The organism is Kluyvera sp. CHPC 1.2972, assembly GCF_036759925.1.
GTDB lineage: Bacteria > Pseudomonadota > Gammaproteobacteria > Enterobacterales > Enterobacteriaceae > Kluyvera.
The window spans coordinates 167629-186418 of the sequence record NZ_JAPKIB010000001.1; the positions used below are offsets into that span (position 1 = coordinate 167629).

Consider the following 18790-nt stretch of genomic DNA (forward strand, 5'->3'; position numbering starts at 1 on the left):
CGTGTTGAAGGATGCAACTATGCTGACATGGACTATTGCTGCAGCGCAATATGCTCCCCGCAGAGGGGATATCGCTGAGAACATTACCCACCATCTACGATTTGTCGATGCTGCCGCCGAGCAGGCCTGTAAGGTATTAATCTTCCCGGAGCTTTCCCTGACCGGCCCCGATGACGAGCAAGCTCTGCCCGTGCCACCGAGCGATACCCAGCTACAGCCCTTAAGCGAAGCCGCCCAGCGGCATCAGATGACCATCATCGCCGGGCTGCCGATGGAAAACGATGGTAAGCGCATCAAAGGTATTGTCATCTTCGCCCCACACGCCCCCGGCCCTATCAAGCAGCATCAAGGACAGGGAACCTGCCTGGCCCCAGAATCCGATCAAATCAGCGTCTTTGAGCTGCACCATGAAGGCTGCGAGCTTTCGCCGCAGGCCTCGTTGCTGGCCACGGTCAGCTCGATGGCAGAACCTCAGCAACAGAGAACCAGCCAACGGTTGCAGCGCTTCGCTCACAAGTACGCCATTGCCGTGCTGAAATCAAACTATGCCAATGGCACCTTCTCCGGCGGCAGCGCGTTATGGGATGAAAACGGCCAGCTTATTGTGCGTGCTGATGGCGGCGAACTGCTGCTGACGGGCAGAAAGAGCGACCAGGGTTGGCAAGGCGAGATCATTCCATTACGCTAAACGTTTTAGGCCGGAGTTTGCCATGCTGCGCGTAATCGATACAGAAACCTGTGACCTGCAAGGGGGTATCGTGGAGATTGCCTCCGTTGATGTTATTGACGGCAAAATCGTCAATCCAATGAGTCATCTGGTGCGTCCGGATCGTCCTATCAGCCCGCAAGCGATGGCTATTCACCGGATCACCGAAGAGATGGTGGCAGACAAACCGTGGATTGAGGAAGTGGTGCCGTTTTATCAGGGTAGCCCCTGGTATGTTGCCCACAACGCCAGCTTCGACCGCCGCGTACTGCCAGATATGGAAGGCGAGTGGATCTGCACCATGAAGATGGCACGCCGCCTGTGGCCGGGTATCAAGTACAGCAATATGGCGCTGTACAAGTCACGCAAGCTAAGCGTGGCAACGCCACCGGGTCTGCATCATCACCGCGCGCTTTACGACTGTTATATCACCGCTTCGCTGCTGATTGACATTATACAGGTATCAGGCTGGACGCCCGACCAGATGGTGGACGTCACCGGCCGCCCGGCGCTGCTGCGTACCTTCACCTTCGGCAAATACCGCGGGCAGGAAGTGGCTGAAGTGGCGAAAAACGATCCGGGCTATCTGCGCTGGCTGTTTAACAACCTCGACCGCATGAGCCCGGAACTGCGCGTGACGCTCAAGCACTACCTCGAGCAGTAGCTAGCGCTCGGACTGCCCCGGCAAGGTTCCCTGCGCCAGGGCAATCAGGAAGGCAAACTCCAGCGCCACGCCTTCATAGCTTTTATAGCGTCCGGATTTACCGCCGTGACCGGAATCCATCTCAGTGCACAGCAGCAGCAGGTTATCGTCTACCTTCAGTTCACGCAGCTTGGCCACCCATTTTGCAGGTTCCCAGTATTGCACCTGGGAATCATGCAATCCCGAGGTCACCAGAAGATGCGGGTAAGCCTGCGCCTTAACGTTGTCATAAGGGCTATAGGACTTCATATAGCGATAGTAGGTTTCATCCTGCGGATTCCCCCACTCCTCAAACTCACCGGTGGTCAGTGGAATCGACTCATCGAGCATCGTAGTTACCACATCGACGAACGGCACCTGCGCAACAACGCCATGGAACAGTTCAGGACGCTCGTTAATCACGGTTCCCATCAACAGGCCTCCCGCGCTGCCGCCCATCCCATAACAGAGCGCCGGGTCGCCATAGCCTTTCGCCAGCAGCGCATCGCAGGCATCCAGGTAGTCATTGAAGGTGTTTTTCTTCTTGAGGAATTTTCCCTCTTCGTACCAGAGCTGCCCCAGTTCACCACCGCCGCGAATATGGGCGATGGCAAAGACAAAGCCCCGGTCGAGCAGGCTTAAGCGGCTGCTGCTAAAGTCGGCGTCCATACTGGCCCCGTAGGAGCCGTAGCCGTAGACCAGCAGCGGATTTTTACCGCGACGGAAATGCTCATGACGATAGACCAACGACACGGGCACCTCAACGCCATCGCGTGCGGTAATCCAGATACGTTCACTGCGGTAATGACTGGCATCAAACCCTTTCACCTCTTGCTGTTTCAGCACGCGGCGCTCGCCGCTGTCCATATCCAGCTCAAACAGCGTGTCCGGGGTGGTCATTGACGAATAGCCGTAGCGCAGGCAGGCGGTTTCCGGCTCCGGGTTATAGGCAATCCAGGTCACATAGGCCGGATCGTCAAAGGCAATGGCCGTTTCCTGCTGGCGATGGCGATGGATCTGCCGCAGGCTGGTTAAGCCATGCTGACGCTCTTCCACCACCAGCCAGTCGCGAAACAGCGTGAAATCTTCGAGCATCACGGCATCGCGCGGCGCAATCAGAGTTTGCCACTCGGCCTCTTCCCAGGATTCACTGCGGTACAGGCCGAAGTTTTTACCCTCGCGGTTAGAACGCAGGTAGAACTGGTTTTGGTAGTGATCGAGGCTGTACTCATGATCTTTACGGCGCGGGACATAGACGCGCGGCTGGGCGTTTGCCTGGTCGGCATCCAGCAGCAGCATTTCACTGGTGGTGGTGCTGGACAACGCAATCACCACGTACTGGCGTGACGAGGTTTTATGCAGGCTGACATAAAATGTCTCGTCCTGCTCTTCGTAAATCAGCTCGTCCTGCTCGGCGGCAGCACCAATCTGATGTCGCCACACCTGCCACGGCAGCAGCGTCGTTGGGTGCTGGCGCACGTAGTAAAGCACGCGCGAATCGTTGGCCCACACCACACCCGGTGAAACATCGTCGATCACTTCCGGCAGCCAGGTTTCGTTTTCCAAATGGCGAATACGCAGGCTGTACTGGCGGCGGGAGAGAAAATCTTCGGTCACCGCCAACAGGTTATTGTCTGGTGCAACGTTTAGCCCACCCAGGGTATAGAACTCGCTGTGCGCCGCCCGTTTGTTTTCATCAATCAGCAAGGACCACTCATCGCTGTTTAACGCCTGGCGCTGGTAAATCGCATATTCACGGCCCGGCTCAAACACCTGGCGATAGCGATAGCCATTTTTGATATAGGGCGCTGAAACCTCACGCGGAGGGATCCTGTCGACAATCTCTTTCAGCACGCGATCCTGCAGGCTGCGCTGGGAGGACATCACTTCACGCCCGTAGGCATTCTCCTGCTGCAGGTAATCCAGCACCGCCGGTTTGGCGCGCGTGTCATCGCGAAGCCAGTAGTAGTTATCGACGCGCGTATCACCATGCAAAGTCATGGTGTGGGGTATCCGTTTCGCTTTAGGTGGCATCTCGTTATTCTTCTTGTCGTGTTAATTCATTATTAAGCCTGGCAAAAGTCGCGCTCATTGCCAACATAACCTTTCCCCTCATCCTACGTTTCATCAGCCTTTTGTGCCACTCGCAAGACAGACGCAAACGTTTTCGTTTATAATGCGCCAAACTTTGGATAGACGGTGGAATGGGTAATGACGTTATTAGGAACAGCTCTGCGTCCCGCTGCGACGCGCGTAATGCTTCTGGGTTCAGGTGAGTTAGGTAAAGAAGTGGCGATCGAATGCCAGCGCTTAGGTATTGAAGTGATCGCGGTCGACCGCTACGCCGATGCACCGGCCATGCACGTCGCGCACCGCGCTTACGTTATCAACATGCTCGATGGCAACGTACTGAAAGCGCTGGTCGCACAGGAAAAACCAGACTTTATCGTGCCGGAAATTGAAGCCATCGCCACGGACACGCTGATTGAGCTTGAGCAGGCCGGGCAGAAGGTCGTGCCGTGCGCCCGGGCAACCAAACTGACGATGAACCGTGAAGGCATTCGCCGTCTGGCGGCGGAAACCCTCAAGCTTCCGACCTCAGCCTACCACTTTGCCGACAGCGAAACGCAGTTCCGCGAGGCAGTCACCGATATCGGCCTGCCGTGCATCGTGAAGCCGGTGATGAGTTCATCCGGCAAGGGCCAGACCTTTATTCGCCGAGAAGATCAACTGGCGCAGGCCTGGCAGTATGCGCAGGAAGGCGGCCGCGCCGGTGCAGGCCGGGTAATTGTTGAAGGGGTGGTTAATTTTGATTTCGAAATCACTCTGCTGACCGTCAATGCCGTCGACGGCGTTCACTTCTGTGCTCCAGTGGGTCACCGTCAGGAAGAGGGTGACTACCTCGAATCCTGGCAGCCGCAGCAGATGAGCGAACTGGCGCTGGCGCGTGCGCAGGAAATCGCCCGCGAGGTGGTGCTGGCGCTGGGCGGCTATGGCCTGTTCGGTGTAGAACTGTTTGTGTGTGGTGATGACGTGGTGTTCAGCGAAGTCTCCCCTCGCCCACATGATACCGGGATGGTGACGCTGATATCGCAGGACGTCTCCGAGTTTGCCCTCCACGTTCGCGCTTTCCTGGGGCTGCCGATTGGCGCCATCCGTCAGTACGGCCCGTCCGCTTCGGCGGTACTGCTGCCCACGCTGACCAGCCGCAACGTCACCTTTGATAACGTGCAGAATGCGCTAAGCGCCGGGGTACAGCTGCGTCTGTTCGGTAAACCGGATATTGCGGGTTCTCGCCGTATGGGCGTGGCGCTGGCAACCGCAGACAGCGTTGAAGAGGCCGTCGAGCGTGCCAAAATCGCCGCGGCGGCCGTGGTGGTTCAGGGATAAGAAAAAAGGCGGGCTGCTTGCGCATACCCGCCCTTCTTTTGCTTACCCAGCCATCAGGCTGGGTGCAGCAAACACCTTACAGCTTCGCGCCTTCAACCGCTTCGCGAGCCAGCTTGGTGATGCGATCGTAGTCGCCTGATTCCAGCGCGTCAGCAGGAACCAGCCAGGAACCGCCGATGCACAGGACGCTTTTCAGCGCCAGGTAGTCACGGTAGTTAGCTGGGGAGATACCGCCGGTTGGGCAGAAACGAATCTGAGAGAATGGACCCGCGATCGCCTGCAGCGCTTTCACGCCACCGTTCGCTTCAGCCGGGAAGAATTTGAACTCTTTCAGGCCGTGTTCCATACCCAGCATCAGTTCAGACACGGAGCAGATACCTGGGATCAGCGGAATGGTACCCGCCGTCGCCGCTTTCAGCAGGCTGTCGGTCAGGCCTGGGCTGATAGCAAACTGCGCGCCAGCTTCGGTCACTTCTTTCAGCTGCTGAGCGTTGGTCACGGTACCCGCGCCCACGATAGCGTCCGGCACTTCTTTGGCAATGGCGCGGATAGCGTCCATCGCACAAGCGGTACGCAGCGTCACTTCCAGCACGCGTACGCCACCAGCAACCAGCGCTTTCGCCATCGGTACTGCGTGCTCAAGCTTGTTAACCACGATTACCGGAACTACCGGGCCAGTGGTCAGGATTGCTTCTGCAGTTGTTTTCCAGTTTTTCATCAGAAATTTTCTCTCGCCAGATCTACAAAACGTGTCATCTTAAAAGGTAATACAGGTTGCGCCCTGCTCTGCGCCGGACAGTTTTTCCCGTAATGCGCTAAACAGTTCACGGCCTGTCCCCACGCGCGAAGCGCTCAGATCGGGAATATGCGGTTGGCGTGCGGCCAGTTCAGCTTCATCAACCAGCAGCGTCAGTTCACCAGTCTGGCCATTGACGCGAATCATGTCGCCATCGCGCACTTTTGCCAGCAGGCCACCGTCATAAGCTTCAGGGGTTACGTGGATCGCTGACGGCACTTTACCGGATGCACCGGACAGTCGTCCATCAGTGACTAACGCAATTTTGAAACAGCGGTCCAATAATACACCAAGTGGCGGCATAAGTTTATGTAATTCTGGCATGCCGTTCGCTTTTGGCCCTTGATGACGCACAACAACCACGCAATCTTTATCCAATAAGCCCGCTTCAAACGCGGGCAGCACATCGTGCTGGCTCTCGAAGACCACCGCAGGCGCTTCAATAATCTGGTTTTCAACCGGTACCGCAGAGGTTTTCATCACCGCACGGCCCAGGTTACCGCTCAGCACTTTGGTGCCGCCGTGTTTTGAGAACGGTTTGTCGAAGGTGGCGATGATGTTGTCATCAAGCGAAGCCGTAGCGCCTTCACGCCAGTCAAGCTTGCCGTTGTTCAGCCACGGTTCCATGGTGTAGTGCGAGAGACCAAAACCGGCTACCGTGTTAACGTCTTCATGCAGCAGGCCGCCTTTCAGCAGTTCGCGTACCAGTACCGGCACGCCACCCGCCGCCTGGAAGTGGTTGATATCGGCCGGGCCGTTCGGGTAGAGACGCGCCATCAGCGGCACCACTTCAGACAGGTCGGAGAAATCATCCCAGTTGATGATGATGCCCGCCGCGCGCGCCATCGCCACCAGGTGCATGGTGTGGTTGGTCGAACCACCGGTTGCCAGCAGCGCCACGATACCGTTAACCACGACTTTTTCGTCGATCATTTTACCGAGCGGCATCCACTCGTTACCGTTACCGGTCATACGCGTCACCTGACGCGCGGCGGCAGCGGTCAGTTCAGCACGCAGCGGTGCGTCCGGGTGTACAAATGAGGAGCCCGGCAGCTGCATGCCCATAAATTCGATCACCATCTGATTGGTGTTGGCGGTGCCATAGAAGGTACAGGTGCCCGGTGCGTGATAAGACGCGGCTTCAGATTCCAGCAGCGCGTTACGATCCACTTTACCTTCAGCATACAGCTGACGAATTCGCACTTTTTCTTTGTTCGGCAGGCCGCTCGCCATCGGGCCTGATGGGATAAACACGGACGGCAGATGACCAAAGGAGAGCGCCGCCATGGCAAGCCCTGGGACGATCTTGTCGCACACGCCGAGGTACAGCGCGCCATCGAACATATTATGAGACAAGCCCACGGCGGCGGACATCGCGATCACTTCACGGCTCAGCAGGGAAAGCTCCATACCATCCTGCCCCTGCGTCACACCGTCACACATGGCGGGTACGCCGCCCGCGACCTGACCGACCGCGTTCACGCTATGCAGCGCTTTGCGGATCAGCTCCGGGTAGTGTTCATAAGGCTGGTGGGCTGAAAGCATGTCGTTATAGGAGGTTATGATCGCGATATTGTTACGCAGCATACTCTTCAGCGATGCTTTATCGTCCGGTTGGCAGGCAGCGAAACCGTGTGCCAGGTTACCGCAGGCAAGTTCAGAACGGTGAACCGTTTCAGTTTTTGCCTGATTGATACGCGCCAGGTAGGCTTCGCGAGTTTCACGAGAGCGTTCAATAATACGATTTGTTACGCGTAACATTACAGAGTTCATAAAGGCTCCTTAAAATTTTTCTGTCCAGGCCGCTATCTTACACTGATAAATCATTGGTCGGATTTATCGAAAAAGCCCGTATAGCGCAGCTCAGAGGCAAAGGTCTACCGGTAGTGTAATAAAAAAAGCCCCGGTGGTGAATCCACCCGGGGCTTAAATGCACAAAAATAGCACTACATGCTGTGTTAGATCATGTTACCGGTAAAATAACCCTTCCGGATTATCGCAGACGGTTATTCGAACTCGTTCCAGGAGCGCCCGTCACGGGTGATCATCGCAACCGAAGCCACCGGCCCCCAGGTGCCAGCCTGGTAAGGTTTTGGCGCGTCTTTATCGCTTGCCCATGCTTCGGTGATGGAGTCGACCCACTTCCACGCTTCTTCCACTTCGTCACGACGCACGAACAGCGCCTGGATACCACGCATGGTTTCCAGCAACAGACGTTCATAAGCATCTGCCAGGTGAGTCTGATTGAAGGTCTCGGAGTAGCTCAGATCCAGCTTGGTCACCTGCAGGTTATGCTTGTGTTCCAGGCCTGGAACCTTGTTGAGGATCTGGATATCCACGCCTTCATCCGGCTGCAGACGGATAGTCAGTTTGTTCTGCGGCAGCTCAGGCCAGGTTTCCTTGAACAGGTTCAGCTCAGGGTTTTTGAAGTAGACAACAACTTCAGAGCATTTGGTCGGCAGACGTTTACCGGTGCGCAGATAGAACGGCACACCCGCCCAGCGCCAGTTATCAATATCCACGCGAATAGAAACGAAGGTTTCCGTGCTGCTGGATTTGTTGGCGCCCTCTTCTTCGAGATAGCCCGGCACTTTCTGACCCTGCGCAAAACCGGCGGTGTACTGCCCACGCACGGTTTTATCACGCACGTTGCTACGGTCAATGCGGCGCAGTGACTTCAGCACTTTCACTTTCTCGTCACGGATGCTGTCAGCGCTCAGATCGGACGGTGGCGCCATCGCAATCATGCACAGAATTTGCAGCAGGTGGTTTTGGATCATGTCGCGCATTTGACCAGCCTGATCGAAATAGCCCCAACGGCCTTCAATCCCGACTTCCTCAGCCACGGTAATTTCCACATGATCGATAGTGCGGTTGTCCCAGTTGTTCACAAACAGGGAGTTGGCAAAGCGCAGCGCCAGTAAGTTCAGTACCGTTTCTTTACCCAGATAGTGGTCGATACGGTAAACCTGGCACTCTTCAAAGTATTCACCCACCTGGTCGTTGATCTCACGAGAAGTCTCCAGTGAGGTACCCAGTGGTTTTTCCATGACGACGCGCGCAGGCTTGGCATTCAGCTTCGTTTCACCCAGACCGCGGCAAATGGCGCCAAAAGTGCTTGGTGGCATGGCGAAATAGTTAATGGTGATGCGATTTTTTTGATCAAGCATCTCACCCAGACGCGAAAATGCTGGCGCATCGTTGACATCGAGGTTGCAGAAATCGAGACGCGCGCTGAGGGTATCCCACAAACCTTCATCAATCTTCTCCTTCATGAAGGTTTCCAGCGCTTCGCGGACAACTTTGGTGTATGCCGCTTTATCCCAGTCGGCACGGCCTACGCCGATAATGCGCGTATCTGGATTGATCTGACCGGCTTTTTCAAGCTGATACAGGGAAGGCAGCAATTTTCGGCGGGCCAAGTCGCCCTTCGCGCCGAAAATGACCAGATCGCATGCCTGGGCCGTTTGCGTTACCGCCATGTCATTCTCCTCAGTTAATGTCCTGGTCTACCACCCAAAGGCGCTGCCAGGTTATATACCCGCTAGCTATCAGGTTTCCCTGAAAAATAACGGATATCGTTGTAATTTTCTTACGGTGCACTGTACTGTGTTTACGAAATTGCCGAAACCCTTTAACGCGCTTCACCGCGTCCGATCGCACAAATCGGAACCATTGCGGCCTGAGTTTTAGGCAATCCGCCAGTATTGTTGGTTCTTTCGCCCGAGCGGCGTCTGTTAAAATACGACGCTGATCATGTAATGAAAAAAAACAACATTTTTTGCTGTTCCTCTCCACTTTTCGCCAGGCTTCAGGCGTATATTCTTGCTAAAACGCCTGCAGATTTCACCCATTAATGGAATCGTTTCAATCTATGAGCAACTTGTCACGATGAACATGCTGGAAAGAATCCAGACCCAACTGGAAAACCTTAGCAAATCCGAGCGAAAAGTGGCGGAAGTTATTCTTGCCGCTCCTGAACAGGCAATCCACTCAAGCATTGCCGCGCTCGCCCTTGAGGCCGAGGTCAGCGAACCTACCGTTAACCGCTTCTGTCGCAGTATGGAGACCCGCGGGTTCCCCGACTTTAAGCTCCATCTTGCCCAAAGTCTGGCCAACGGTACACCGTATGTTAATCGTAATGTTGATGAAGATGACAGCGTTGAGGCGTATACGGCCAAAATTTTCGAGTCAGCGATGGCAAGCCTGGCTCACGTCCGCCAGTCGTTGGATATGTCGGCGGTTAACCGCGCGGTGGATCTGCTGACCCAGGCCAAGAAAATTGCCTTCTTCGGCTTAGGCTCTTCCGCCGCCGTGGCGCACGACGCCATGAACAAGTTTTTTCGCTTTAACGTTCCAGTCATCTATTCTGATGACATCGTATTGCAACGTATGAGCTGTATGAATTGCAGCGACGATGACGTTGTGGTGCTGATTTCCCATACCGGCAGAACCAAAAGCCTGGTTGAGGTCGCCCAGGTGGCGAGGGAAAATGATGCTATGGTTATCGCCATCACCTCCGCCGGCACGCCGCTGGCCCGAGAAGCGACCCTTGCCATCACGCTGGATGTTCCCGAAGATACCGACATTTATATGCCAATGGTCTCCCGACTCGCGCAGCTTACCGTGATCGATGTCCTGGCAACCGGTTTTACCCTGCGTCGAGGGGCGAAATTCCGGGATAACTTGAAGCGAGTCAAAGAAGCGTTAAAGGAATCGCGGTTTGATAAAGAGCTATCCGCACACAGCGATAATCATTAAAAGCGATAATAACGGTGTAACCTATTAAAACATTCGGTAACGCTTGCTACCGAATCCTGTTCACGCAACACCTGAGTTGTATTAGTCAACGGAGTATTACATGTCCAGAAGGCTTCGCAGAACCAAGATCGTCACCACGTTAGGCCCAGCAACCGACCGCGATAACAACCTCGAGAAGGTGATTTCCGCCGGTGCTAACGTCGTACGCATGAACTTCTCTCACGGTACGCCAGAAGATCATCAGCTACGCGCTGACAAAGTACGCGAAATCGCAGCAAAACTGGGCCGCCATGTAGCTATTCTTGGCGATCTGCAAGGACCAAAAATTCGCGTTTCCACCTTCAAAGAAGGTAAAGTTTTCCTCAATATCGGCGACAAATTCCTGCTTGATGCCAACCTCGGTAAAGGCGAAGGCGACAAAGAGAAAGTGGGCATTGACTATAAAGGTCTGCCTGCCGACGTCGTGCCGGGCGATATCCTGCTGCTGGATGATGGCCGCGTACAGCTAAAAGTGCTGGAAATCCAGGGCATGAAGGTATTCACCGAAGTGACCGTCGGTGGCCCGCTGTCCAACAATAAAGGCATCAACAAGTTAGGCGGTGGCCTCTCGGCTGAAGCCCTGACCGATAAAGACAAAGCGGATATTCATACCGCCGCTAAAATCGGCGTTGATTACCTGGCCGTCTCCTTCCCGCGCTGCGGCGAAGACCTGAACTACGCTCGCCGTCTGGCGCGTGAAGCGGGCTGCGATGCGAAAATCGTTGCCAAAGTGGAACGTGCGGAAGCGGTGTGCAGCCAGGACGCAATGGACGACATCATTCTGGCCTCCGACGTGGTGATGGTTGCCCGTGGCGACCTGGGCGTTGAAATCGGCGACCCTGAGCTGGTCGGTATCCAGAAAGCGCTGATTCGTCGCGCGCGTCAACTGAACCGTTCCGTGATCACCGCGACCCAGATGATGGAGTCGATGATCACCAACCCAATGCCTACCCGTGCGGAAGTCATGGACGTGGCAAACGCCGTACTGGACGGTACCGATGCGGTGATGCTGTCTGCGGAAACCGCGGCGGGCCAGTACCCTTCTGAAACCGTGGCGGCAATGGCACGCGTTTGCCTGGGCGCTGAGAAGATCCCAAGCATCAACGTCTCTAAACACCGTCTGGATGTGCAGTTCGACAACGTGGAAGAAGCGATTGCCATGTCGGCAATGTATGCGGCAAACCACCTGAAAGGCGTGACCGCCATCATCACCATGACCGAGTCTGGCCGTACCGCGCTGATGACCTCCCGTATCACTTCCGGGCTGCCTATCTTCGCGATGTCTCGTCACGAGCGTACGCTGAACCTGACGGCGCTGTACCGTGGCGTCACCCCGGTATTCTTCGATAGCGAATGCGACGGCGTCGCCGCCGCACACGACGCGGTGAACCTGCTGCGCGACAAAGGCTATCTGATGTCCGGCGACCTGGTTATCGTGACTCAGGGCGACGTGATGAGCACCGTGGGCTCAACCAACACCACGCGTATCCTGACCGTCGAGTAAGTTATTCTCGATATAAAAAAACCGGGCGATGTCCGGTTTTTTTTTGCCTATGTAGCCCGGCCGAGTGAAACGACGCCGGGGTTATGCACTGAGCCGTCCCGGCGTCGCCTTGCTCGGCCGGGCTACGGGGTTATTTCTTTTTCTTCGGGTAGAGTTCTTTGCGCTGATACGGCTCGGTTTCACCCGGCTTACGCGTTTTCAACAGCTTGAGGATCCACGTGTACTGTTCGGTATGCGGCCCAACGAAAATCTCCACCTCTTCGTTCATGCGACGCGCAATGGTGTTGTCATCCGCTTCTAGCAGATCGTCCATCGGCGGGCGAACCAGAATCGTCAGGCGATGCGTTTTGCCATCATAGACCGGGAATAGCGGCACCACGCGCGCGCGGCACACTTTCATCAGACGGCCAATCGCTGGTAGCGTCGCTTTATAGGTGGCAAAAAAGTCCACGAACTCGCTATGCTCCGGGCCATGATCCTGATCCGGCAGATAGTAACCCCAGTAGCCCTGACGGACCGATTGAATAAACGGCTTAATGCCGTCGTTACGGGCGTGCAGACGACCACCAAAACGGCGACGGACGGTGTTCCAGACGTAGTCAAAGACCTTGTTACCCTGGTTATGGAACATCGCCGCCATCTTCTGGCCCTGCGACGCCATCACCATCGCGGGGATATCAACGCCCCAACCGTGCGGCACCAGGAAAATAACGTTTTCGCCGTTGGCGCGCATCTCATCGATAATCTCCTGCCCCTGCCAATCAAGGCGCGGCAGAATTTTTTCCGGCCCTTTCAGCGCCAACTCGGCCATCATAACCATTGCCTGCGGCGCGGTGGCAAACATCTCATCAATAATGGCTTCGCGCTCGGCTTCGCTTTTTTCCGGGAAGCAGTACAGCAGATTGATCTGTGCACGACGGCGCGCGCTGCGACCAAATTTACCCGCCAGGCGACCGAGCTTACCCAGAATAGGGTCACGGATTTTTGCCGGTACGTAAGCGATGCCCGCAAATGCCAGCACGCCTAACCAGGCACCCCAGTACTGGGGATGGCGGAAAGATTTCTCAAACTCGGGAATGTATTCACTGTTATTTTTTTTCGTTTCCATGCCTATTCCAGGGTTGATTCATCGGGTCAGTGTGGATATTCAGTTAGTGTAGCGAGGCCGGATGCTTCGCACAAAAGAAAAAGCCGGTGCTGTATAGGCACCGGCTCTGAACGGATACTTCTTAGGCGAAATTAGTCGAAACGCAGCTGCGGCAGCACTTCTTTCACCTGTGCCAGGTAGTCGGTACGATCCGAACCGGTCAGCCCTTCGGTGCGCGGCAGTTTCGCCGTCAGCGGATTCACCGCCTGCTGGTTAATCCACACTTCATAGTGCAGGTGTGGGCCAGTAGAACGGCCGGTATTGCCGGAGAGCGCGATACGGTCACCGCGTTTCACCTTCTGACCTGGTTTCACCAGCAGCTTACGCAGGTGCATGTAGCGGGTGGTGTAGGTGCGACCATGACGTAGCGCGACATAGTAACCCGCCGCGCCACTGCGCTTCGCCACCACCACTTCACCGTCACCGACGGCCAGTACTGGCGTACCTTGCGGCATCGCGAAATCCACGCCACGGTGCGGCGCGACGCGACCGGTTACCGGGTTCAGACGGCGTGGGTTAAAGTTCGACGACACGCGGAACTGACGCGCGGTTGGGAAGCGCAGGAAGCCCTTAGCCAGCCCCGTACCATTGCGGTCGTAAAACTTACCGTCTTCCGCGCGGATCGCGTAGTAGTCTTTGCCGTCGGAGCGCAAACGCACGCCCAGCAGTTGGCTCTGTTCGCGCTTGCCGTTGAGCATTTCACGCGACATCAGTACTGAGAATTCGTCGCCTTTTTTCAGCTTACGGAAGTCCATCTGCCACTGCATCGATTTAATCACCGCGCTCACTTCCGCGCTGGTTAAACCGGCGTTGACGGCGCTGGTCACAAAGCTTCCGCCGACGGTGCCTTTCACCAGGCTATTGACCCAATCGCCCTTCTGCAACTCGCTGCTCATTTTGAAACCGTTAGCAACGCGATCGTAGGTACGGGTTTCGCGGCGCGACATCTCCCAGGTTAAACGCTGTAGATCACCGTCGTCATTCAGCGTCCAGGAGAGCTGCTGCCCCACTTTCATGTTTTTCAGGTCTTTATCAACCGAAGCAAGTTGGCTGATGTTCCCCATATCGATGCCGTACTGATTGAGGATGCTGCTCAGGGTATCGCCCGTGGATACCACATATTCATGCACGCCCGTTTCGTTGTCGGCTTTATCGTCAAGCTCATCCTGAGGGATGGCTTCGTCTTCCTGAGCGGATTGGTCAATCGGTTCGCTGGCATCTGGCAGAAGCGAGCGAATCTCTTTTTTCTCCAGCTCAATCGTCCGGACGACGGGGGATGAAGAGGTTGGATGGTAAACGTAAGGCCGCCAGACAGCGACGGCCAGTGTTAAAACGGTAAGTGACCCCAGCATAACGCGGTGGGGCCGCGGCAAATTGTTAAATGCCAGAGCGACAGAGCGGGCTATCTGCTGCACGTATTCACTTCCTTACTTATCTCCTTTCAGGCAGCTCGCATACTGGGTCGCCAGTTGAGTAAGAAACGCGGGATAGCTCTCTTTACTCAGCTTAATGTTCGTGCCAAGAGGATCGAGCGTTCCCATGCGAACGCTGGTTCCCCGCGCAACAGATTCAACGACAGCGGGCCTGAATTGTGGCTCAGCAAAAACGCAGGTCGCTTTTTGCTCAACCAACTGTGTTCTTATTTGATGTAAACGCTGCGCACCGGGTTGAATTTCGGGGTTGACGGTGAAGTGCCCAAGCGGCGTCAAACCGTAGTGTTTCTCGTAATAACCATAGGCATCATGAAAAACGAAATACCCCTTTCCTTTCACCGGCGCCAGCTCGCTCGCCACCTGCTTATCGGTTGCGGCCAGATTGGCCTCAAAATCCTTCAGGTTGGCATCAAGCCGGGCTCGACTCTGGGGCATAAGTTCCACTAATTTGTCATGGATTGCAACCGCCGACAGCCGCGCTATCTCTGGGGAGAGCCACAGGTGCATGTTGTACTCGCCATGATGGTGATGTGCGTCACCTTTTTCACCGTGAGCGTGGTCATGATCGTCTCCGTCACCGGCTTCATGGTCGTCGTCGTCGGCCCCTTTCATGAGTAACGGTTTCACCCCGTCAAGCTGGGCTATGGTGACTTTTTTATTGTCAGGAATGCTTTGCGATGACTTGTCCATGAATGCTTCCATCTCTGGACCAATCCATACAACTAAGTCCGCGTTCTGTAAGCGTTTTGCATCAGATGGGCGCAGTGAATAATCATGCTCAGACGCACCGTCAGGCAGTAAAACCTGGGTCTCTGTTACACCGTCTGCAATGGCTGAAGCAATAAAGCCTAATGGCTTGAGAGATGCTACAACGGCAGCGTCAGCATGCTGTGCTGTCGTTCCCCAAAGTGCAGCGGATAAAGCTGCGAAAAGAAGCGTATTTTTCTGTAACATAATGCGTCTATTAATCGAAATGAATAAGTGATGTGTGATATTATAACATTCACTATCTTGTGCAACCCCTAATTGCTATGACGAATCTTGTATCACTGGAAAATGTCTCCGTCACTTTCGGCCAACGTCGGGTGCTCTCTGACATCTCATTGAACCTCAAGCCAGGCCGCATTTTGACGCTGCTTGGCCCAAACGGCGCGGGCAAATCAACGCTGGTACGCGTGGTGCTCGGCCTCGTAGCACCTAGCGATGGCGTTGTCATCCGCGATAAACATTTGCGCATCGGCTATGTGCCGCAAAAGTTACACCTCGACGCCACATTGCCGCTGACCGTCAAGCGTTTTTTACGCCTGCATCCGGCAACGCGAAAAGAAGATATTCTTCCGGCGCTCAAACGCGTGCAGGCGGGACATCTGCAGGATGCCCCTATGCAGAAGCTCTCCGGAGGGGAAACCCAGCGCGTGCTGCTGGCCCGTGCCCTACTCAATAAACCGCAGCTGCTGGTGCTGGATGAACCGACCCAGGGCGTGGACGTTAACGGTCAGGTCGCGCTTTACGATCTTATCAACCAGCTGCGCCAGGAGCTCGATTGCGCGGTGCTGATGGTGTCGCACGACCTGCATCTGGTGATGGCGAAGACCGACGACGTGCTGTGTCTGAATCATCATATTTGCTGCTCGGGTACGCCGGACGTGGTGTCGATGCACCCTGAGTTTATCTCTATGTTCGGCCCGCGCGGCGCAGAACAGCTGGGGATTTACCGCCATCAACATAATCATCGCCATGATTTACAGGGCCGTATTGTTTTACGTCGGGGAAATGGACAGTCATGATTGAAATTTTACTTCCCGGCTGGCTTGCCGGAATGATGCTGGCGTGTGCTGCCGGCCCGCTGGGCTCGTTTGTGGTCTGGCGACGAATGTCCTACTTTGGCGATACGCTGGCGCATGCCTCGCTGCTGGGCGTCGCGTTTGGTCTGTTGCTGAACGTGAACCCGTTCTACGCGGTGATCGCTGTAACGCTGGTGCTGGCGGGTGGTCTGGTATGGCTGGAGAAACGCCCTCACCTGGCCGTTGATACCCTGCTTGGCATCATGGCACACAGCGCACTGTCGCTAGGTCTGGTGGTGGTCAGCTTGATGTCGAACATTCGCGTCGATCTGATGGCCTATCTGTTCGGCGATCTGCTGGCGGTCACGCCACAGGATCTTATCTCTATCGCGCTGGGCGTGGTGGTGGTACTGGCGATTCTGTTCTGGCAGTGGCGCAATTTACTGTCGATGACCATCAGCCCGGATCTGGCGTTTGTCGATGGCGTGAAGCTGCAGCGGGTGAAGCTGCTGTTGATGCTGGTTACCGCGCTGACCATTGGCGTGGCAATGAAGTTTGTCGGGGCGCTGATCATCACATCGCTACTGATTATCCCAGCGGCCACCGCGCGTCGTTTTGCCCGTACCCCAGAGCAGATGGCGGGCGTCGCCGTTGGCGTGGGAATGATTGCGGTCACCGGCGGGTTAACCTTCTCGGCATTCTATGACACGCCAGCAGGGCCATCCGTAGTGCTGTGTGCGGCGCTGCTATTTATTCTGAGTATGTCGAAGAAAGCGGCCGTCTGATTTCCCCGGCATCGCTTCGCTCGGCCGGGCTACAGTGCATTGTAGCCCGGCCGAGCGAAACGACGCCGGGAATGCAAAGGTTAAGGCATTTCCGGTGGCGTAATACCAAAGTGGTTCCACGCACGGCTCGTCGCCATACGCCCACGCGGAGTACGCTGTAAGAACCCCTGCTGAATCAGGTACGGCTCCAGCACGTCCTCAATGGTTTCCCGCTCTTCCCCGATTGCCGCCGCCAGGTTATCCAGCCCAACCGGGCCACCGAAGAACTTATCAATTACCGCCAGCAGCAGCTTGCGGTCCATATAGTCAAAGCCTTCCGCATCGACGTTGAGCATATCCAGCGCCTGCGCGGCGATATCTGCCGAAATGGTGCCGTCATGCTTCACTTCTGCGAAGTCACGTACGCGACGCAGCAAACGGTTGGCGATACGCGGGGTACCGCGCGCACGACGCGCCACTTCCAGCGCACCATCGTCGCTCATCTCCAGCCCCATAAAGCGCGCGCTGCGCCCCACGATATACTGCAGGTCTGGCACCTGATAGAACTCAAGACGCTGCACAATACCGAAACGGTCACGCAGTGGCGAGGTCAGCGAGCCCGCGCGCGTCGTAGCGCCAATCAGGGTAAACGGCGGCAGATCGATTTTGATCGAACGTGCAGCTGGGCCTTCCCCAATCATGATATCGAGCTGGTAATCTTCCATTGCCGGATAGAGCACCTCTTCCACCACCGGTGAAAGACGATGAATTTCATCGATAAACAGTACGTCATGGGGTTCGAGGTTGGTCAGCATCGCCGCGAGGTCGCCCGCTTTTTCCAGCACCGGGCCAGATGTGGTGCGTAGATTTACGCCCATTTCGTTGGCAACGATATTCGCCAGCGTGGTTTTTCCGAGCCCCGGTGGGCCGAAGATTAGCAGGTGGTCAAGCGCGTCGCCGCGCAGCTTCGCCGCCTGGATAAAGATCTCCATCTGCGAGCGAACATGCGGCTGACCGATATACTCGGCCAGTAACTTAGGGCGGATGGCGCGATCCGCCACCTCTTCCGCCATGCTACTGCCTGACGAAATCAGGCGGTCTGCTTCAATCATCCTCTACCTCATAGCGCCGCGCGGAGCGCTTCGCGGATCAATGTTTCACTGCTGGCATCCGAACGGGCAACTTTGCTCACCATTCGGCTGGCTTCCTGAGGTTTATAGCCCAGCGCCACCAGCGCAGCAACTGCTTCCTGCTCGGCATCGTCGGCACTTGGGCCGGCTGGAGACGTGAGCACCAGATCGGCGGCTGGCGTGAAGAGATCGCCATGCAGACCTTTAAAGCGGTCTTTCATTTCGACAATCAGACGTTCTGCCGTTTTCTTACCAATGCCCGGCAGCTTAACCAGCGCGCCAAGCTCTTCGCGCTCTACCGCGTTGACGAACTGCTGCGCAGACATCCCCGAGAGGATTGCCAGTGCCAGCTTCGGCCCTACGCCGTTGGTCTTAATCAGCTCTTTAAACAGCGTGCGTTCCTGCTTGTTATTGAAGCCGTAGAGCAGCTGCGCGTCTTCACGTACAACGAAGTGGGTGAAGACAATCGCTTCCTGTCCGGCTTCCGGCAGCTCGTAAAAACAGGTCATCGGCATATGCACTTCATAGCCTACGCCGCCTGTCTCCAGAAGGACCAGCGGGGGTTGTTTTTCGAGAATGATGCCTCTGAGTCTGCCTATCACGTGACGCTCCTGCGTTAAGGGCTAAAAGGGTAATGTACTATCATAAAAAAAG

General features: G+C 55.8%; 16 protein-coding genes. 7 read left to right on the forward strand and 9 right to left on the reverse strand.

Features of this window, described 5'->3' with window-relative positions; all coding sequences use genetic code 11:
- Window positions 1-19 precede the first annotated feature (19 nt).
- Complete coding sequence (locus tag V6944_RS00930) at window positions 20-688, forward strand: carbon-nitrogen hydrolase family protein (protein WP_333497541.1); 669 nt, start codon at window positions 20-22, stop codon at window positions 686-688.
- Window positions 689-710: 22 nt separating this feature from the next.
- A complete protein-coding gene (exoX, locus tag V6944_RS00935; protein WP_333497542.1) occupies window positions 711-1370 on the forward strand; it encodes an exodeoxyribonuclease X in 660 nt (219 codons plus the stop codon).
- Here the strand turns inward: exoX and ptrB are convergent, their stop codons facing one another.
- Window positions 1371-3422, reverse strand: coding sequence for an oligopeptidase B (gene ptrB, locus V6944_RS00940; protein ID WP_333497543.1), 2052 nt, complete (start codon window positions 3420-3422; stop codon window positions 1371-1373). It abuts the gene before it with no gap.
- A gap of 177 nt (window positions 3423-3599) precedes the next feature.
- On the opposite strand from ptrB, the gene purT reads away from it, so the two are divergent.
- Window positions 3600-4778 (forward strand): formate-dependent phosphoribosylglycinamide formyltransferase, encoded by a 1179-nt coding sequence (purT, locus tag V6944_RS00945; protein WP_333497544.1) that lies wholly within the window; start codon window positions 3600-3602, stop codon window positions 4776-4778.
- Window positions 4779-4854: 76 nt separating this feature from the next.
- Here the strand turns inward: purT and V6944_RS00950 are convergent, their stop codons facing one another.
- From V6944_RS00950 to zwf, 3 genes are all read right to left on the reverse strand, one after another.
- On the reverse strand, window positions 4855-5496 hold the full coding sequence (locus V6944_RS00950) for a bifunctional 4-hydroxy-2-oxoglutarate aldolase/2-dehydro-3-deoxy-phosphogluconate aldolase (protein ID WP_185667584.1): 642 nt from the start codon (window positions 5494-5496) through the stop codon (window positions 4855-4857).
- A gap of 39 nt (window positions 5497-5535) precedes the next feature.
- On the reverse strand, window positions 5536-7347 hold the full coding sequence (edd, locus tag V6944_RS00955; protein ID WP_333497545.1) for a phosphogluconate dehydratase: 1812 nt from the start codon (window positions 7345-7347) through the stop codon (window positions 5536-5538).
- Window positions 7348-7580: 233 nt separating this feature from the next.
- Complete coding sequence (gene zwf, locus V6944_RS00960) at window positions 7581-9056, reverse strand: glucose-6-phosphate dehydrogenase (RefSeq protein ID WP_333497546.1); 1476 nt, start codon at window positions 9054-9056, stop codon at window positions 7581-7583.
- A gap of 409 nt (window positions 9057-9465) precedes the next feature.
- On the opposite strand from zwf, the gene V6944_RS00965 reads away from it, so the two are divergent.
- Window positions 9466-10335 (forward strand): MurR/RpiR family transcriptional regulator, encoded by an 870-nt coding sequence (locus V6944_RS00965; RefSeq protein ID WP_035891692.1) that lies wholly within the window; start codon window positions 9466-9468, stop codon window positions 10333-10335.
- A 100-nt stretch (window positions 10336-10435) separates the two neighbouring features.
- Window positions 10436-11878: a pyruvate kinase gene (pyk, locus tag V6944_RS00970; RefSeq protein ID WP_035891694.1), complete on the forward strand. Its 1443-nt coding sequence runs from the start codon at window positions 10436-10438 to the stop codon at window positions 11876-11878.
- A gap of 130 nt (window positions 11879-12008) precedes the next feature.
- On the opposite strand, the gene lpxM is transcribed toward pyk, so the two are convergent.
- The 3 genes from lpxM to znuA all read right to left on the reverse strand — a co-directional run bounded on the left by lpxM (window position 12009) and on the right by znuA (window position 15412).
- Complete coding sequence (gene lpxM / locus V6944_RS00975) at window positions 12009-12986, reverse strand: lauroyl-Kdo(2)-lipid IV(A) myristoyltransferase (protein ID WP_333497547.1); 978 nt, start codon at window positions 12984-12986, stop codon at window positions 12009-12011.
- 131 nt (window positions 12987-13117) lie between these two features.
- Window positions 13118-14440 (reverse strand): murein DD-endopeptidase MepM, encoded by a 1323-nt coding sequence (mepM, locus tag V6944_RS00980; RefSeq protein ID WP_333497548.1) that lies wholly within the window; start codon window positions 14438-14440, stop codon window positions 13118-13120.
- Between the two features lie 12 nt (window positions 14441-14452).
- Entirely contained in the window at window positions 14453-15412 is a 960-nt protein-coding gene (gene znuA, locus V6944_RS00985; protein ID WP_333497549.1) for a zinc ABC transporter substrate-binding protein ZnuA, read from the reverse strand.
- Window positions 15413-15489: 77 nt separating this feature from the next.
- Between znuA and znuC the strand changes: the two genes are divergently transcribed.
- Both znuC and znuB read left to right on the forward strand, forming a co-directional pair.
- Window positions 15490-16245, forward strand: a complete 756-nt coding sequence (gene znuC, locus V6944_RS00990; RefSeq protein WP_185667579.1) for a zinc ABC transporter ATP-binding protein ZnuC — start codon at window positions 15490-15492, stop codon at window positions 16243-16245.
- Window positions 16242-17027, forward strand: a complete 786-nt coding sequence (gene znuB / locus V6944_RS00995) for a zinc ABC transporter permease subunit ZnuB (RefSeq protein WP_185667578.1) — start codon at window positions 16242-16244, stop codon at window positions 17025-17027. Before znuC ends, znuB begins: the two co-directional genes overlap by 4 nt.
- 80 nt (window positions 17028-17107) lie before the next feature.
- Here znuB and ruvB read toward each other — a convergent pair whose 3' ends face one another.
- A complete protein-coding gene (gene ruvB / locus V6944_RS01000) occupies window positions 17108-18118 on the reverse strand; it encodes a Holliday junction branch migration DNA helicase RuvB (RefSeq protein ID WP_333497550.1) in 1011 nt (336 codons plus the stop codon).
- A gap of 8 nt (window positions 18119-18126) precedes the next feature.
- The gene (gene ruvA, locus V6944_RS01005) at window positions 18127-18738 is read right to left on the reverse strand and encodes a Holliday junction branch migration protein RuvA (protein WP_035891707.1); all 612 of its coding nucleotides are present in this window, start codon (window positions 18736-18738) and stop codon (window positions 18127-18129) included.
- Window positions 18739-18790 lie beyond the last annotated feature (52 nt).

Bases quoted from the DNA above. Each gene is read 5' to 3' on its own strand.
- V6944_RS00930 (WP_333497541.1), top strand. From the start codon at position 20: ATGCTGACATGGACTATTGCTGCAGCGCAATATGCTCCCCGCAGAGGG.
- exoX (WP_333497542.1), top strand. From the start codon at position 711: ATGCTGCGCGTAATCGATACAGAAACCTGTGACCTGCAAGGGGGTATC.
- ptrB (WP_333497543.1), bottom strand. From the start codon at position 3,422: ATGCCACCTAAAGCGAAACGGATACCCCACACCATGACTTTGCATGGT.
- purT (WP_333497544.1), top strand. From the start codon at position 3,600: ATGACGTTATTAGGAACAGCTCTGCGTCCCGCTGCGACGCGCGTAATG.
- V6944_RS00950 (WP_185667584.1), bottom strand. From the start codon at position 5,496: ATGAAAAACTGGAAAACAACTGCAGAAGCAATCCTGACCACTGGCCCG.
- edd (WP_333497545.1), bottom strand. From the start codon at position 7,347: ATGAACTCTGTAATGTTACGCGTAACAAATCGTATTATTGAACGCTCT.
- zwf (WP_333497546.1), bottom strand. From the start codon at position 9,056: ATGGCGGTAACGCAAACGGCCCAGGCATGCGATCTGGTCATTTTCGGC.
- V6944_RS00965 (WP_035891692.1), top strand. From the start codon at position 9,466: ATGAACATGCTGGAAAGAATCCAGACCCAACTGGAAAACCTTAGCAAA.
- pyk (WP_035891694.1), top strand. From the start codon at position 10,436: ATGTCCAGAAGGCTTCGCAGAACCAAGATCGTCACCACGTTAGGCCCA.
- lpxM (WP_333497547.1), bottom strand. From the start codon at position 12,986: ATGGAAACGAAAAAAAATAACAGTGAATACATTCCCGAGTTTGAGAAA.
- znuA (WP_333497549.1), bottom strand. From the start codon at position 15,412: ATGTTACAGAAAAATACGCTTCTTTTCGCAGCTTTATCCGCTGCACTT.
- znuC (WP_185667579.1), top strand. From the start codon at position 15,490: ATGACGAATCTTGTATCACTGGAAAATGTCTCCGTCACTTTCGGCCAA.
- znuB (WP_185667578.1), top strand. From the start codon at position 16,242: ATGATTGAAATTTTACTTCCCGGCTGGCTTGCCGGAATGATGCTGGCG.
- ruvB (WP_333497550.1), bottom strand. From the start codon at position 18,118: ATGATTGAAGCAGACCGCCTGATTTCGTCAGGCAGTAGCATGGCGGAA.